Origin of the sequence: Shewanella yunxiaonensis, from assembly GCF_018223345.1 — a bacterium.
GTDB lineage: Bacteria > Pseudomonadota > Gammaproteobacteria > Enterobacterales > Shewanellaceae > Shewanella > Shewanella yunxiaonensis.
This window is the reverse complement of the sequence record NZ_CP073587.1, coordinates 2,850,001-2,864,897: the sequence shown is the minus strand read 5'-3', so window position 1 is coordinate 2,864,897 and position 14,897 is coordinate 2,850,001. Positions and strand designations below refer to the sequence as shown.

The following is a 14,897-nucleotide window of genomic DNA, read 5'->3' as shown; positions in this document are numbered from 1 at the left end:
TGCTGCATTCGATGTGTGATTTTTAGTTTCAAAACTAAGGTGTTGTCTATTGTTGGATAACAACGGCTGGCAAAAATATGCGTGCATGGAACCGCAGAAATAAAAAAGGCCGCACAATGCGGCCGATCTTTTAAGACCGTGACTTGACTTAAGCTAGTTGGCTTGCCGCCCACTTAGCCCGGTTTTCACGGCTTTCGCCCATACCGCTTTGCTCACGATAGGCTTTATAGGCTTCGACATCTAAAGGTACCAATGAGATATCGACCTCAAGCACCAGCTTACACTCTTTCTTAATGCGCCAGGCGGCAGTGGTATAAAGTTCTGCCAGTGGTAACAGGTTGATAAATTCTGGATTGTACTGGGTATATAGGGCTTGCGAAGGATAGACCACAAACGCCAACCGACGTTTGGGCTCTTTTTTAAACATCGCTTCAATGCCGTCACAGGTGTTAAGAACCTGCATCTCAATAATATCGTCAATATCCAGTAACTGCTTTTGCGCCAGTGGCGGAATTGGCTGACTTCCTGTTTCCCAGGCATTAAGTTCATTAGTCGAGACTTTCAATAGCTGTGCTGTGAGGTCTTCATTTAGCCCCAATGACCAACGTAACGCCTTAAATTCAGTAGGGTTAAGTGCATAATCAGACATAACTGTTTCCGTAGTTTTGGGTTAACGGGTTAGAGGAAAATGACGTTTAGCTTTGCAACCATATTTCTTCGGTCCATTGCCAGAAGGTTTCCCAGTAATCGTCCTGATCCAGGTGTCCATCTTCCCAGAAATACACCAGCCCTTCCTGATCCATACAGTAAAAACTGTCACCCACCTGGCAGATTGGTACCATATAACGAGGTAAACCAATAGACCAGGCATATGCTGCGACTTCAGGCAGGTAAGTATGAGAATTGGGGTCCGCAGCGGTCACCGGTTCCAGACTTCCTACCACCACGTTACTGGCTTCCAACAGATATTCTTTTAAATCGGAAGGTAAGGGGAGTAACAGCTGTTCTTCGACATCGACGATATCGTCAAACTCAGGCAGGTCCAGCGGGACCGGCACGGGTTGATTCATTTGTTGCAGCTGTTCAATAACATCATGCATGAGCATTCTCCGATGCGGCGTAGACGGTGTCGCAATGCTGCGAGAGTATAGCCGCTCCAATGACCGGCACAAGGTGTCGTCAACAAAAAGGGCACCCACGGTGCCCTTTTGAGGTAGACATTTCTGGTGTTACCAGATTTTTACGCGTTTTGCAGGTTCAAGGTACATACCATCGCCAGGTTTTACGTCAAAGGTGGCGTAGAACTGCGGCATGTTTTCCAATGAGCCGATGGCACGGAATTTAGCGGGTGAGTGAGGGTCAGTGGCAACCCGGTTACGCAGGGCTTCCTCTTTTACTTTGGCACGCCAGATCTGGGCAAATCCCATAAAGAAACGCTGGTCGCCGCTCAAACCGTCAATGACCGGTGCGGCGTTTCCATGCAGTGATTTTTGGTATGCCTTGTAAGCAATGGTCACGCCGGACAGATCGCCGATATTTTCCCCGAGCGTCAGCTCGCCATTGACGTGCAGATCTGGGAAGACATAGTAACCATTGTACTGGTCAACCAAGGCTTTGGTTTTAGCATGGAAGGCATCCAGATCTTTCTGTGTCCACCAGTCGCGCAAATTGCCATCACCGTCAAACTTAGCACCCTGATCATCAAAACCATGGCCCATTTCATGACCAATTACCGCACCGATACCACCATAGTTCACCGCATCGTCAGCCTGCATATTGAAGAACGGTGGTTGCAGAATCGCTGCTGGGAATACGATTTCATTCATGGTCGGATTGTAATAGGCGTTAACGGTTTGAGGCGTCATGTGCCATTCATCACGATCAATCGGACTGCTGAGTTTCTTCAGGTCTTTTTGATGTTCAACTTCGCCGGCGCGCATTTCGTTACCGACCAGATCGTTGGCGCTGATAGTCAGCTGGCTATAGTCTTCCCATTTATTCGGATAACCAATTTTCGGATTGAATTTCGCCAGTTTGGCTTTGGCCGCTGTTTTGGTTTCTGGGCTCATCCAGTCCAGGTCATCAATGCTGTCTGAATATGCTTGACGCAGATTCTCAACCAGTTGCTCCATTCTGGCTTTGGCTTCCGGAGTAAAGTGGCGTTTGACGTAGACTTTGCCCACCACTTCGCCCAGCAAGCTGTTCACCTTGCTCACGCCACGCTTCCAACGCGGCTGCTGTTCTTCCTGGCCGTTGAGAATGTGGGAGTAGAAATCAAAGTTTTCGTTATCGAAGGACTCTCCCAGATCGCCGGCGTAACTTGTCAGCAGATGCCAGCGCAGGTAGGTTTTCCAGGTGGCAAGATCCGTGTCGGTGATGAGTTTCGCCAGTCCGGTGACATAGCTGGGCTGGTTGATAATGATGTCTGCCTGTTTATCGGCACCAAGAGCAGTCAGATAGGCATTCCAGTCAACACCAGGAGCCAATTGTGGCAGATCCTTTAGGGCATATTTGTTATAGGTTTTAGTGCTGTCACGACTGGCCACCACATCCCAGTGATCTTTCGCAATCGCGGTTTCCAGTTTCATAATGGCTTCGGCACTTTTTCGTGGTTTATCAAAGCCCGCCAGTTTGAACATCTTGCGCATGTGTTCAACGAAGGCTTCGCGGATTTTGACAAAGCGTTCGGCATCGTTGAAGTAGTAATCTTTTTCGGGGAGGCTCAGGCCATATTGCCAGATGTGCGTGGCGTAATGGCTGGAGTCTTTCGCATCAATATCCACATAAAAGGCCATTGGGGTGCCACCACCAATAATCTGGCTGCTACCAAAATAGGTCATCAGCTGATCTTTGTTGCTGATCGCATCAATTTTCGCCAACTCTGGTTTCAGCGGGTCGATGCCCAATTTATCCAGGGTTTGCGTATCCATAAATGAACGGTACAGATCTGCCACTTTTTGTTCATCGCTGCCAGCTTTCAGATCTTTCTGAGCCGCCACTTCTTCAATAATGGCTTTGATATCATCACGGGATTTTTCACGCAGATCGTAGAAGGCCCCCGTCGCGGTGCGGTCAGCCGGAATTTGGGTGTTCTTAATCCAGGTCCCGTTAATGTAACTGTAGAAATCATCCTGCGGCCGCACTGATTTATCGAAATTGGCAAAATCAATTCCGGAGCCCAGTGCGTTTGCTACTGCGGTTGCTGTCGCCGTCTGAGTGGCTTTGGGGGTGGCGGGTTCTGCGGCTTTTGTTTCTGCATCCTTGTTATTACAAGCGGTCAGCCCGGCGAGCATGGTGGCACACAGACCGCCAATGATTACTTTTTTCATACAGGTTCCTTTCGCGTTCACTCAATGGAGTGCTTTATGCCGTGCCGGTATGCCGACACTATGATGACTGCGACCAACCTATAAGTATCGGTGGCAGCTTAACGGATTATGTTAAAGCGTGTTTACATCTTCACTCAAGTTTGAGCGTGAGGTTAAGCCTTGATGATGTGTAAGCAAAATTTACAGTCGCGGTGTTGATAAGGCTAACGGCTCTGTCTTGATATCTCTTGGTGGAATGCAGTTGATCGCCGATAATAGCTGTCGATAGGTTATTTGCAGCGTAAAGGATTGTCGAAGTGCGGCTCGATAAATACATTTGTGATGCCACCGGTCTGACCCGGTCTCTGGCCAAAAAGGCGTTACATCGTGGTGATGTCACCGTCGATGCGGAAGTGGTGAAAGACCCAAGCTGTAAAGTGGCGGATAATATGACGGTGGCTCTGGATGGCGTAACAATTATGTTGCCGGGTACACGTTATTTTATGTTGAATAAGCCGCAGGACACCCTGTGCTCAACCATTGATGAATATTATCCATCGGTGTTGAGCCTGTTAGCTATTCCTCGGGCCGATATTTTGCACATTGCCGGACGATTAGACGCCGATACTACCGGGTTGGTATTGCTCACCGACGATGGTCAGTGGTCGCATTGTGTGACATCACCGAAGAAATCCTGTGGTAAGCGTTATCGGGTAGAATTGGCAGAGCCGGTCACTGCCGAGATGGTGACGCAATTTGCTAATGGCATACAGTTGCATGGTGAGCGAGAGCTGACTCGACCGGCGCAACTTGAGTTACTGTCACCAACATCAGTACTGCTGACGATTAGTGAAGGTAAATATCATCAGGTAAAACGCATGTTTGCTGCGGTTGGCAATAAAGTTACCGCGTTACATCGTGAAGCCATTGGGGATATTGAACTGGATCCGACACTGGCACTCGGTGAATGGCGGGCACTGACAGAGGCGGAAATAGCCTCTGTCAGTCGCTAACTATCAGAGTTTCTTGACGTTGATGTCGCCGCTAATGGTGGTGATATTGACGTCAGCTTTGCCTGAACCTGTCTGAAATTTCAGTACTTCACTGTGCATATATTTTGAGGTTATCGGCTTGGCATCGGTAAGTTCATTATAGATTTTGCCACCAGGGCCACCATTGATGTTGAATTCAGCATCTGGCAAACCACTGAATATCAAATTAATATTGGCATTTACACTGTCTAATTGTGCTTTGGTATCCAGTGATGCCAAGTTAACGTCCATATCCCCGCTAACACTGCGTAGGTTAAGATTATCTACGTGTTTGAGCTGCAGTTTGGCCGAGCCGGAAACCATATCAGCCGCAATTTTGGTTGCTGAAGTGTCGGCTGTCAGATCGCCGCTAACTAAACGATAACTGATGTTACCGCTGCTACCTTGATCGTCGATATCGCCGGAAACTGTCTCCAGTCGAATGTTGCCACTGGTATTGCGGGCGGTAATGTTGCCCGAAACAGTTTTGATGGTGAGCTCGCCTTGAACCGCCTTGCTGTTAATATCACCACTAATGTTACCTGTAGTAATTTCGCCGTTAATGGCATCCAGCTCATAATTAGCGGAAACGCCTTTGACTTTAACCACGACCTTTGTTGGCAGGTAGATATCAAGATCTGAGCCTTTTTCTTCATGGCTGGAGTAGTTATGCGGTAGTTTATCTTCTATCACAAAGCTGCCACCCTCCTGGGAAAATGTCAGTCCCTGGCTTAATTCATCTAATGTTCCCTTAACCGCAACTTCGGCCTTGTCCCAGCCATGGATTTTGACTTCACCGCGCTGCACACGAATATCCAGTTTGCTGCCAGCGGCTAGTTGCGCACTTTTATCGACTTGCTCAGCGGCAATTGACCAAGGGCTGGTCAGAACTTCCCAAGTGAGCAGTGTCATGGCTAAGTAAGACTGTTTCATATACGAGTTCCTTTTTTCTCAGCATAAATTCTTTCAGGCAGTTGTTGTCCTTGCGTCAGCAGGTCAATCTCCCGCTGTTGAGACCAGATCCATAGCTGCCATAACTGTTGATCTTTAGGGTCTTTTTGTAATGCCAAATAAATCTGCGCAGATGCTGCCCGTAGTTCGTCGACACCCCGGCTCAATGGAGCCGTGAGACTGGCATGTTGCCATTGGTTGAAATGACTGTGCTGTTCAATGAACGTGACTTGTTGTTCATGTTGCTGGCGTAACTGCGCCATCATCGCCAGCATTTGGGCATCATTAGGGTTTTCCTGCTGCGGCAACCACAGCCGATAACCAAAGCCACCAAGTAGCAGCAAGCCACAAGCGATTGCAAATTGCTTCCAGGCGCTGGTGCTCATGGCGTGATGAGAAGGCGCTTGCTCTAGTTGGTGCGCTATCTCTGGCCACAAATCTTTCTTTGGCGTGAGTTCTCTGGGGAGCTGTTCAATCAGTTCATCAAATGACTGCTGGCTCATGACAACATCTCCTTAAGTAAGGTTTTCGCTCTATGGTACTGCGCCTTACTGGTGCCTTCGGTGGTATGCATCATTGAGGCAATTTCGGTGTGGCTGTACCCTTCGATAGCAAACAATACAAAGACGATTCTAGCCCGTTCAGGTAACTGCATGATTTTTTTATCCAATAAAGACGAATCCTGAATATCTGAAACACTGCCAATGGTGTCTACGTCATGGTCTGATAACGGTAGAAATCTGGCCCAGAACCGGCGGTGCTTCTTAAGGCTGGTTAACGCTTGATTGACGCTCAGACTATGAAGCCAAGTGCTGAATTTGCTGTCACCGCGAAATTGGTCAAGTTTTTCCCATACCCGTATAAAGCAGTCCTGAGTCATTTCTTCAGCGAGCGAAGTCTGTCCCGCTAATCGCAGACACAGGGCATAAACGCGTTTGTGATGCAGGCGGTAGATCTCAGCAAAGGCGTTTTTGTCACCTCGCCTGGCCCGCTGGATCAACTGCATTTCTGTCACATCCGTGCCGGAAACTGGTGTCTGCTCCTCGTCGCCTATCGCCTCCACGGCACTTCCTTGGTGAGTTATTGTTAAAAGTTACCTATATGACAGCGATAGCTGAGCAAAAGGTTTGAATGTTGGTGTGAATTTTTCGAGTAAAAGATCAAAAACAGTCAAAACAACAAAAGTGTAGTCAATTTTAAATAAACATCGCTATCCAAGCAGATTATTTGCCTTCTATTAGCCACATCATTGTTGTGGAATTACTTGCGAGTGAAGAAAGGCGCGACCTGATGCTGGTAAACGTGGCGTTTAAGGCCAACGGACTTAACACCTAAAAGGACGTGTGTGTTGTGCGGTATCCGCTTCATAACCAAGCCGTATTTGTTTGTGACATGAAATATTGGCTTATTGGGTAACTGATAAATGCTGTCATTGTCTGGTTTGTGAGGGATAATGTATCACTCATAAACGGGCGGTTTCAGACGGTTGGTGATAAAAATTGCTATGGAACATCTTCTGGCAGTAGATAGGATCCAGAGTAGCGAAAGGCTTTCTCAGGAAAAAAGCAATTCACCAGCATGAATGGGTCTCAAATTTTCACTTTGATCCTATGGGAGCATGTCATCTATTTGGGAGACGGCGATGCCAATGTGTTGCCTATTGCACTTACTTGCGCGCTTTGGCACGCCCTATGATTTAGTTGGTAAGTGCCAACGCGATAGTCTGGAAAAGTAAGCCAGTGAGTAATTGGAGGGAAATTTCAGCGTGTTACGCTGCCAATCGCAGTCGATGTTTGCAGAAGGTGAATTTTAGGCACAAAAAAACCTCGAAAAACGAGGCTTTATAAAATATTGGTACAGGTGAGAAGACTTGAACTTCCACGCCCGTAAGGGCACCAGCACCTGAAGCTGGCGTGTCTACCAATTCCACCACACCTGCACGACATATTTTGTTTCACTCTGAATTGGTACAGGTGAGAAGACTTGAACTTCCACGCCCGTAAGGGCACCAGCACCTGAAGCTGGCGTGTCTACCAATTCCACCACACCTGCACATCACAGAGTGAAATAACAGAATAACTTAGTTTGCGTAGTTGGTACAGGTGAGAAGACTTGAACTTCCACGCCCGTAAGGGCACCAGCACCTGAAGCTGGCGTGTCTACCAATTCCACCACACCTGCACTGTACGATTACGCAATTTAAGTTACCTGAACACCTTAGAATTAAGGTGGTGCCCGAACCCGGAATCGAACCAGGGACACGCGGATTTTCAATCCGCTGCTCTACCGACTGAGCTATTCGGGCAACGGCGTGCATTAAACGGCTTTTGCTGTTTTGAGTCAACAGTTTTCTACGAAATATTTCAAAACATCGCGCGTTTGTGCAAGTTTTATCCTCAACATGATTTAATCGTTAAAAATCGCTCGAAAACCGCACTACTACTGGCTTCTGTAGAAATTAACTCACAGTGAAATAGGGCTGTGGTGGCACAACGACAGTGCAACTTTCGGCAGATTTGGATCACTTTGCGATAAAAATGCGTTAAAGGTAAAAACACGGAAGCCCCAAATGGGGCTTCCTGAAGATGAGTGTTAGTTTTTTAACATCTCATTGTTGGGAAAATTGGCTTTCATGACCGAGAGTGCGTGTTGTTTCAACTCTTTCTGACCTAATTCACCGTAGGCGTCAGCCATAATTTCCAGCGCCCGTTCGACAAACGGGGTGTCCGGATAGGTTTCTAATACCGTTTGAGCTCTCACAGCTGCAGCGGCCCAGGCATCCATCTTCATATAATATTCGGCAACTCTGATGGAATAACTCGCCAGACGATTTTTCAGAAACTGCATGCGTTTTTGTGCATCAGGCGCATATTTGCTGTTGGGATAGGTTTTGATCAACCGTGCGAAATCTTTAAAGGCATCTTTCGCGTTTTGCGGATCTCGGTCGGTACGATCAATATTCAGCATTTCATGCAGCATGTAACTATCTGCCTGCATATTGACCAAACCCCGCATATAGATCACGTAATCTGCGTCAGGATGGGTCGGATTAAGTTTCAGAAAACGATCAATATTAGCGATGGCATTCGCTGTGTCGTCCTGTTTGTAGTATGCGTAAATCAGATCGAGCTGCACCTGAGTCTTATACGGACCAAAAGGATATTTTGAATCCAGAGCCTCAAGAGTTTTGGTCGCTTTAGAAAAATTACCCAGCTCCATAGAAGTTCGTGCCTGAGAATAGAGATCTTCTGGTGATTCCTTACCAGCGAGTAACTCTTCTTCGTCGGGTTTGCTGCTGCAGGCCACGATAGCCAGCGAAAAAAAGGCTATGGCAGCGCCTTTGACAAATTTATGCATACTTGAATCAGGTTCTTTTTGAAAGTTGTAGTTAAGAAATTTGTCAATTCACGATAAAATGGCAAATTTCCGTGTTTAACTGATAACACAGTTCTATGACCCCAATAATTGGGGACGGTTCCTATGACGCAAGAGATTAATCTAAAAAGCGAGATTACAGCAACCCAAACTGGTCAGAGATTGGATCAGGCGGTTGCAGAATTATTCCCCGATTACTCCAGAACCCGTATTAAAGAGTGGATTCTGGCAGGAAATGTTTTTATCGATGGAATTGCAATCACCCGCCCCCGAGAGAAAGTGCTGGAATCTCAGATAGTGGAAGTGAATGCCACTATTGAAGAAGAAACCCAGGCCGAAGCCCAACAGATAGACTTAGATATTGTCTATGAAGATGACCATATTATCGTCATCAACAAGCAGGCGGGGTTGGTGGTGCATCCTGGAGCTGGCAACAGCGATGGGACCTTGATGAATGCGTTGCTGCATCATTGTCCGGAAATTGAGCATGTGCCACGCGCCGGCATTGTTCATCGTCTTGACAAAGACACTACCGGCTTGATGGTGGTAGCGAAAACTGTGGAAGCCCAGACCCATCTGGTAGCAGCGCTGCAAGCTCGCGAAATTACCCGTGAATATGAAGCGATTGTGATTGGCACCATGACCGCAGGCGGTACGGTTGATGAACCGATTGGTCGTCATGCCACTAAGCGCACTCATATGGCTGTGACTCATTCTGGGCGTCCGGCAGTGACCCATTATCGCGTTGCCGAGAAATTCCGTGCGCATACACGGTTACGTTTACGCTTGGAAACTGGTCGTACTCATCAGATTCGTGTGCATATGGCATATATCGGCCATGTGTTAGTGGGCGACCCCGTTTATGGTGGTCGGCCAAAACCGCCGAAAGCTGCCAGTGAAGCCTTTATCGAAACGCTCAAAAATTTCAAACGGCAAGCACTGCACGCGGTACGTTTGGAACTTGCGCACCCTTATACTTGCGAAGTAATGAGTTGGCTGGCACCGGTACCGGATGATATGGTGCAACTCACTAAGGCATTACGTAAAGATACCGAAGAACATCCCGAGGACATGCTTTGATATTGCATCATCACTGGCCAGTTCCTGGCAATGTCAGAATCGCGATGACTGACCGCAACGGCGGTGTTAGTCTGCCGCCCTTTGACAGTTTAAATCTGGGAACTCATGTCGGTGATGATGTTAATGCGGTAATGCAAAATCGTGCGTTACTGCGACAACAGTTGCAATTACCTGCCGAGCCCGCCTGGTTGGAACAGGTGCACGGTACGGATGTTATTCATCTGGGCCGGGATGAAAATCGTACTGCTGATGGCAGCTATGCCGACCGCCAAGGTCAAGTAGCGGTGGTGATGACTGCCGACTGTTTGCCGGTATTGCTGTGCGATAGTGCTGGCACCCAGGTGGCGGCTTTGCATGCCGGGTGGCGTGGATTAAATGCCGGGGTGCTGGAAGCGGGGATCGCCCATTTCCGTCCCGGGTCTGAACTGTTCGCATACCTGGGGCCAGCCATTGGCCCGAGCGCTTTTGAAGTGGGGGCGGAAGTGCGAGGTGCATTTCTCGATTCTACCCCCGGCGCCGCAAAGTGCTTCACCGTCAGTGGTGACAAATACCTGGCCAATCTAGAGGCGCTTGCTGGGCTGCGTCTCAAGGCGGCGGGTGTCATGCAAATTTATGCGGCTTCAGCATGCACTTATACCCGTGATAAGGAATTTTTCTCTTATCGTCGTGATCGCGACACTGGACGTATGGCTTCACTGATCTGGCTCGAAAATTAACCACATTTTCTGTGGTTTTTACTTGAATTGCCGCCAGCTATCCCCATCTTTAAGGTAACAAAGTTATTCCCCTTTATTTTGAGATGTTCAGGAGGCTGTATGCGACTTGATCGTATGACTAATAAATTTCAGCTTGCTATCTCAGATGCTCAATCACTGGCGCTCGGACGTGATCATCAGTTCATTGAACCTATCCATCTGATGATGGCTTTGTTGAATCAGGATTCGGGATCGATTCATCCCTTATTGACCCAAGCTGGCATTCAGGTCAGTAATTTGCGTTCACTGCTGACCAAAGAGTTGGAACGTTTGCCACAGGTGGAAGGAACCGGTGGTGACGTACAGTTATCTCAGGCTTTGGTCCGTTTGCTAAATCTGTGTGACAAACTGGCGCAAAAGCGTAAAGACAAATATATCTCCAGCGAGCTGTTTATTTTGGCGGCGCTCGATGGTAATGACACGCTCGCTAATTGTCTGAAACAAGCCGGTGCAACCAAAGAGTTAATGGAACGTACCATCGAGCAAATGCGCGGTGGTCAGAATGTTGATGACCCTAATGCTGAGGATCAGCGTCAGGCGTTGAAGAAATACACCGTCGATCTGACGGAACGTGCCGAGCAGGGCAAGCTCGATCCGGTAATTGGTCGTGATGATGAAATCCGTCGTACGATTCAGGTATTGCAGCGTCGCAGTAAAAACAACCCGGTGTTAATTGGTGAACCAGGTGTTGGTAAAACCGCTATCGTTGAAGGTCTTGCACAACGTATCGTTAATGGTGAAGTTCCCGAAGGCATTAAAAACAAACGGGTATTATCGCTGGATATGGGGTCTCTGGTTGCCGGTGCAAAATACCGTGGTGAATTCGAAGAACGTCTGAAAGCAGTACTTAATGAGTTAGCACAGGAAGAAGGGCAGGTGATCCTGTTCATCGATGAACTGCATACTATGGTAGGTGCCGGTAAGTCAGAAGGTTCAATGGATGCTGGCAACATGCTCAAACCCGCGCTGGCGCGAGGTGAGCTGCATTGTGTGGGGGCTACTACGCTGGATGAGTACCGTCAGTACATTGAAAAAGATGCGGCATTGGAGCGGCGTTTCCAGAAAGTGCTGGTGGACGAACCTACCGTTGAAGACACCATCGCTATTCTGCGTGGTTTGAAAGAGCGTTACGAATTACATCACCATGTAGAAATTACTGATCCGGCGATTGTGGCGGCAGCGACTTTGTCGCATCGCTATATTTCCGACCGTAAACTGCCTGATAAGGCCATCGATCTGATTGATGAAGCGGCTTCTAGCATTCGTATGCAAATCGACTCAAAACCTGAGCCGCTGGATAAACTGGAGCGTCGTGGCATCCAGTTGAAGCTGGAAGAACAGGCGTTGTCGAAAGAAAACGATGAAGCCAGTCGTAAACGGTTGGAACATCTGCGCGCTGAACTGAAAGAAGTGGAAGCAAAATCTGCGGAACTTAACGAAGTTTGGCGTACCGAAAAAGCCGCATTAGCCGGTACTCAGCACATAAAAGCAGATCTGGAACAGGCCAGAATGGATCTGGAGGTTGCCAGACGTGCCGGCGATTTGACCCGTATGTCTGAACTGCAATATGGACGGATCCCCGAACTGGAAAAAGAGTTGGATCTGGCATCGCAGGCAGAAATGCAGGATATGAAACTGCTGCGTAACAAAGTCACCGATGTCGAAATCGCGGAAGTGTTATCTAAGGCAACGGGGATTCCGGTTTCTAAAATGCTGGAAGGTGAACGTGAAAAACTGCTGCATATGGAACAAGCTCTGCATGCGCGGGTCATTGGCCAGAATGAAGCCGTCGATGCTGTCGCCAATGCGATTCGTCGTAGTCGTGCCGGACTGGCAGACCCTAACCGGCCAATAGGTTCCTTCCTGTTTCTGGGGCCAACCGGGGTTGGTAAGACCGAATTGTGTAAATCACTGGCAAAATTCCTGTTCGACACAGAGAGCGCGATGGTGCGTATCGATATGTCAGAATTTATGGAGAAACACTCAGTGTCGCGTTTGGTTGGTGCGCCTCCGGGATATGTCGGCTATGAAGAAGGCGGTTATCTGACCGAAGCGGTGCGTCGTAAACCTTATTCAGTCATCCTGTTGGATGAAGTGGAAAAGGCGCATCCGGATGTGTTCAACATTCTGTTGCAGGTATTGGATGATGGTCGTCTGACTGATGGTCAGGGGCGTACTGTGGATTTTCGCAATACGGTGGTGATCATGACCTCTAACCTGGGATCAGACCTTATTCAGGAAGGGTTTGCTGAACATAGCTACAGTGAGATGAAAGCCATGGTTCTGGGCGTGGTACAGCATCACTTCCGGCCGGAGTTCCTCAACAGGATTGATGAGACTGTAGTGTTCCATCCGCTGGGCGCAGAACATATTAAAAATATTGCTCGGATTCAGATTGAGCTGTTGCGTAAGCGCTTACTTGAAAAAGAGTTTGACCTGCAGGTGAGTGAAGGAGCTTTGGAATATATTGCTACAGCCGGTTTTGACCCGGTTTATGGGGCACGTCCTTTGAAACGTACCATACAGCAGGAAGTGGAAAATCCGCTGGCTCAGCAATTATTGCAAGGTAAGTTGTTACCAGGTCAGCCAATTCATGTTGAACTGGAAAACGATGCACTGGTTTTTCACCAATAACGGTTGAGTGCATCTTAGATGAGAAAAGGAGCGCTTAAGCGCTCCTTTTCTATGGGATTATTTTTTCACACAGAACAACCTGATGCGTTCCTGCTGGTCGGCAATAGCTTTTTGTCTATCCTCTTCGGTCATTTTAACCGGCTCACCAGTTTTATCATCACTGCGCTGCAAGCGCGTGTGAGTCAGCAACACATCGAGATTAAATCGTGCGCTTTCACACAATTTTTCCGCTTGGGCGGCGTCTTTGGCATTGATGGCATCAGCATCCAATTCTTGTTGGGTTTTTACGGGCTCATCGTTTCTTTTTATGGGAGCTACGGTACCAATTTTGCCAGGTTCTATGGCTGAGCTGTCTAATGTATTTACTGGTTTATCTGCGGGTGGTTGTTGGCTGTAATGCGTAACACCATTTTTGTCGACCCATTTATAGATGTCCGTCGCAGACGAAATGGGGCTAAAAATCACTGCTAATATCGCAGATATCAGGCCAATCCTTATCATAATCAAATTCCATCATCGCCAAAGGTTCAGGGTTACCACAACTGTGTTATCTTTGAACACAATAAAGCAAACATGTGGATTCGTTAAGTGTATGCAAAATATCACTAAGCCAACAGTCAAATCGAAAGGTATCTATCTTTTACCTAATCTGCTGACAACTGCCGGATTATTTGCCGGCTTTTATGCCGTGATTGCGTCGATGAATGGTCGCTTTGAAGCCTCGGCTATCGCTGTGTTTGTCGCAATGATCTTTGATGGATTGGATGGTCGGTTAGCAAGACTCACCAATACCCAAAGCAGTTTTGGTGCTGAATATGATTCTATGGCCGATATGGTGTCATTTGGTATGGCTCCGGCATTAATCGCCTATAACTGGGGGCTAGCCGATATCGGTAAATTGGGCTGGTTGGCAGCCTTTATCTATTGCGCTGGTGCCGCGCTGCGTTTGGCGCGCTTCAATACGCAAGTTGGCGTGGCTGATAAACGATATTTTCAGGGGCTGGCGAGCCCTGCAGCAGCCGCCATTATCGCTGGCAGTGTTTGGCTCGGTCAGGATTATGGGGTTGATGGTAATAGTGTCTCCTGGCTGTTTGCACTGATTACTGCGGGTACAGGATTGTTGATGGTCAGTAACTTCCGCTACCACTCCTTCAAACAGGTAGACTGGAGCGGCAAGGTCAATTTTCTGGTCATGCTATTAGTCGTAGCGGTATTTGTTGTGGTGTCAGTGGATCCTGCTTTGATCTTATGCTGTCTATTTTATCTCTATGCCTGTTCCGGACCGGTGATGACCATGCGCAATATAAAGCGGCTAAAAGTCTCTGATGTTTTAGGCGATAAGGAAGTCGAACTCTTTCAAGATGGTACCCGCCAAACAGAGCTAGAAGAAAAGCCGTCCGTTATCGACGAAAAAACGCCGCACAATTAACTCAAAAAATTTGGCGTTTTCGGTAAACAGGTCGATTAATTGGCCTTTTTGCCATCAAATGTAATCAATCTGTATATTAACCGTTGCTATATATGGGGATTTGCTCGTAAAACCAACTATTGAGAAAATAAATAGAAATTCCCTCTTGCACAAAAGATTCTGCGTCCTATAATGCGCACCCACTGACACGGCAACAGCGACACGCTGGCGGTGTTGAGGACAAGGCGGCAAGGCTGAATTGTCCTGGCGAAAAAAGATTGGCGAAAGCCACTTGACGCCAAAACGGGGTGGTGTAGAATGCACGTCCCTGTTCGGAGATAAGCCCGAACAACGC

13 protein-coding genes and 4 tRNA genes are annotated in these 14,897 nt (G+C 47.8%); 5 read left to right on the top strand and 12 right to left on the bottom strand.

Annotated features, from left to right (window positions below; genetic code table 11):
* Positions 1 to 148 precede the first annotated feature (148 nt).
* The 3 genes from KDN34_RS13170 to KDN34_RS13160 all read right to left on the bottom strand — a co-directional run bounded on the left by KDN34_RS13170 (position 149) and on the right by KDN34_RS13160 (position 3,329).
* Positions 149 to 649, bottom strand: coding sequence for a DUF4447 family protein (locus KDN34_RS13170; protein WP_212594179.1), 501 nt, complete (start codon positions 647 to 649; stop codon positions 149 to 151).
* Between the two features lie 46 nt (positions 650 to 695).
* Complete coding sequence (locus KDN34_RS13165; protein ID WP_212594178.1) at positions 696 to 1,100, bottom strand: SMI1/KNR4 family protein; 405 nt, start codon at positions 1,098 to 1,100, stop codon at positions 696 to 698.
* Positions 1,101 to 1,229: 129 nt separating this feature from the next.
* Positions 1,230 to 3,329 carry a M13 family metallopeptidase gene (locus KDN34_RS13160; protein WP_212594177.1) on the bottom strand — a complete coding sequence of 700 codons (2,100 nt, stop codon included), beginning with the start codon at positions 3,327 to 3,329 and terminating at the stop codon, positions 1,230 to 1,232.
* 296 nt (positions 3,330 to 3,625) lie between these two features.
* Here KDN34_RS13160 and rsuA point away from each other — a divergent pair, with 296 nt between their 5' ends.
* A complete protein-coding gene (gene rsuA / locus KDN34_RS13155) occupies positions 3,626 to 4,321 on the top strand; it encodes a 16S rRNA pseudouridine(516) synthase RsuA (RefSeq protein ID WP_212594176.1) in 696 nt (231 codons plus the stop codon).
* Positions 4,322 to 4,324: 3 nt separating this feature from the next.
* On the opposite strand, the gene KDN34_RS13150 is transcribed toward rsuA, so the two are convergent.
* The 8 genes from KDN34_RS13150 to KDN34_RS13115 form a co-directional block, all read right to left on the bottom strand.
* A complete protein-coding gene (locus tag KDN34_RS13150; RefSeq protein ID WP_212594175.1) occupies positions 4,325 to 5,272 on the bottom strand; it encodes a DUF4097 family beta strand repeat-containing protein in 948 nt (315 codons plus the stop codon).
* Complete coding sequence (locus KDN34_RS13145) at positions 5,269 to 5,793, bottom strand: hypothetical protein (RefSeq protein ID WP_212594174.1); 525 nt, start codon at positions 5,791 to 5,793, stop codon at positions 5,269 to 5,271. The genes KDN34_RS13150 and KDN34_RS13145 overlap by 4 nt, the downstream gene beginning before the upstream one ends.
* Entirely contained in the window at positions 5,790 to 6,296 is a 507-nt protein-coding gene (locus KDN34_RS13140; protein WP_212596658.1) for an RNA polymerase sigma factor, read from the bottom strand. Before KDN34_RS13140 ends, KDN34_RS13145 begins: the two co-directional genes overlap by 4 nt.
* Before the next feature lie 846 nt (positions 6,297 to 7,142).
* Positions 7,143 to 7,229 (bottom strand) — tRNA-Leu (locus KDN34_RS13135).
* Positions 7,230 to 7,255: 26 nt separating this feature from the next.
* A tRNA-Leu gene (locus KDN34_RS13130) sits at positions 7,256 to 7,342 on the bottom strand.
* Positions 7,343 to 7,384: 42 nt separating this feature from the next.
* Positions 7,385 to 7,471 (bottom strand) — tRNA-Leu (locus tag KDN34_RS13125).
* Positions 7,472 to 7,519: 48 nt separating this feature from the next.
* Positions 7,520 to 7,595: transfer RNA gene (locus KDN34_RS13120), tRNA-Phe, on the bottom strand.
* Between the two features lie 287 nt (positions 7,596 to 7,882).
* Complete coding sequence (locus KDN34_RS13115) at positions 7,883 to 8,647, bottom strand: outer membrane protein assembly factor BamD (protein WP_212594173.1); 765 nt, start codon at positions 8,645 to 8,647, stop codon at positions 7,883 to 7,885.
* Positions 8,648 to 8,770: 123 nt separating this feature from the next.
* Between KDN34_RS13115 and rluD the strand changes: the two genes are divergently transcribed.
* From rluD to clpB, 3 genes are all read left to right on the top strand, one after another.
* Positions 8,771 to 9,745, top strand: a complete 975-nt coding sequence (rluD, locus tag KDN34_RS13110) for a 23S rRNA pseudouridine(1911/1915/1917) synthase RluD (RefSeq protein WP_212594172.1) — start codon at positions 8,771 to 8,773, stop codon at positions 9,743 to 9,745.
* On the top strand, positions 9,745 to 10,461 hold the full coding sequence (gene pgeF / locus KDN34_RS13105; protein ID WP_212596657.1) for a peptidoglycan editing factor PgeF: 717 nt from the start codon (positions 9,745 to 9,747) through the stop codon (positions 10,459 to 10,461). Before rluD ends, pgeF begins: the two co-directional genes overlap by 1 nt.
* 99 nt (positions 10,462 to 10,560) lie before the next feature.
* Positions 10,561 to 13,134 carry an ATP-dependent chaperone ClpB gene (clpB, locus tag KDN34_RS13100; RefSeq protein WP_212594171.1) on the top strand — a complete coding sequence of 858 codons (2,574 nt, stop codon included), beginning with the start codon at positions 10,561 to 10,563 and terminating at the stop codon, positions 13,132 to 13,134.
* A gap of 57 nt (positions 13,135 to 13,191) precedes the next feature.
* Here clpB and KDN34_RS13095 read toward each other — a convergent pair whose 3' ends face one another.
* A complete protein-coding gene (locus tag KDN34_RS13095) occupies positions 13,192 to 13,635 on the bottom strand; it encodes a DUF4124 domain-containing protein (protein WP_212594170.1) in 444 nt (147 codons plus the stop codon).
* A 91-nt stretch (positions 13,636 to 13,726) separates the two neighbouring features.
* Between KDN34_RS13095 and pssA the strand changes: the two genes are divergently transcribed.
* Entirely contained in the window at positions 13,727 to 14,563 is an 837-nt protein-coding gene (gene pssA, locus KDN34_RS13090; protein ID WP_212594169.1) for a CDP-diacylglycerol--serine O-phosphatidyltransferase, read from the top strand.
* The last annotated feature ends 334 nt before the right edge of the window (positions 14,564 to 14,897 follow it).

Coding starts and splice junctions, on each gene's coding strand:
- KDN34_RS13115 (WP_212594173.1), bottom strand. CDS start 8,647: ATGCATAAATTTGTCAAAGGCGCTGCCATAGCCTTTTTTTCGCTGGCT.
- KDN34_RS13095 (WP_212594170.1), bottom strand. CDS start 13,635: ATGATAAGGATTGGCCTGATATCTGCGATATTAGCAGTGATTTTTAGC.
- KDN34_RS13170 (WP_212594179.1), bottom strand. CDS start 649: ATGTCTGATTATGCACTTAACCCTACTGAATTTAAGGCGTTACGTTGG.
- pssA (WP_212594169.1), top strand. CDS start 13,727: ATGCAAAATATCACTAAGCCAACAGTCAAATCGAAAGGTATCTATCTT.
- rluD (WP_212594172.1), top strand. CDS start 8,771: ATGACGCAAGAGATTAATCTAAAAAGCGAGATTACAGCAACCCAAACT.
- KDN34_RS13140 (WP_212596658.1), bottom strand. CDS start 6,296: ATGCAGTTGATCCAGCGGGCCAGGCGAGGTGACAAAAACGCCTTTGCT.
- KDN34_RS13145 (WP_212594174.1), bottom strand. CDS start 5,793: ATGAGCCAGCAGTCATTTGATGAACTGATTGAACAGCTCCCCAGAGAA.
- KDN34_RS13165 (WP_212594178.1), bottom strand. CDS start 1,100: ATGCATGATGTTATTGAACAGCTGCAACAAATGAATCAACCCGTGCCG.
- KDN34_RS13160 (WP_212594177.1), bottom strand. CDS start 3,329: ATGAAAAAAGTAATCATTGGCGGTCTGTGTGCCACCATGCTCGCCGGG.
- KDN34_RS13150 (WP_212594175.1), bottom strand. CDS start 5,272: ATGAAACAGTCTTACTTAGCCATGACACTGCTCACTTGGGAAGTTCTG.
- clpB (WP_212594171.1), top strand. CDS start 10,561: ATGCGACTTGATCGTATGACTAATAAATTTCAGCTTGCTATCTCAGAT.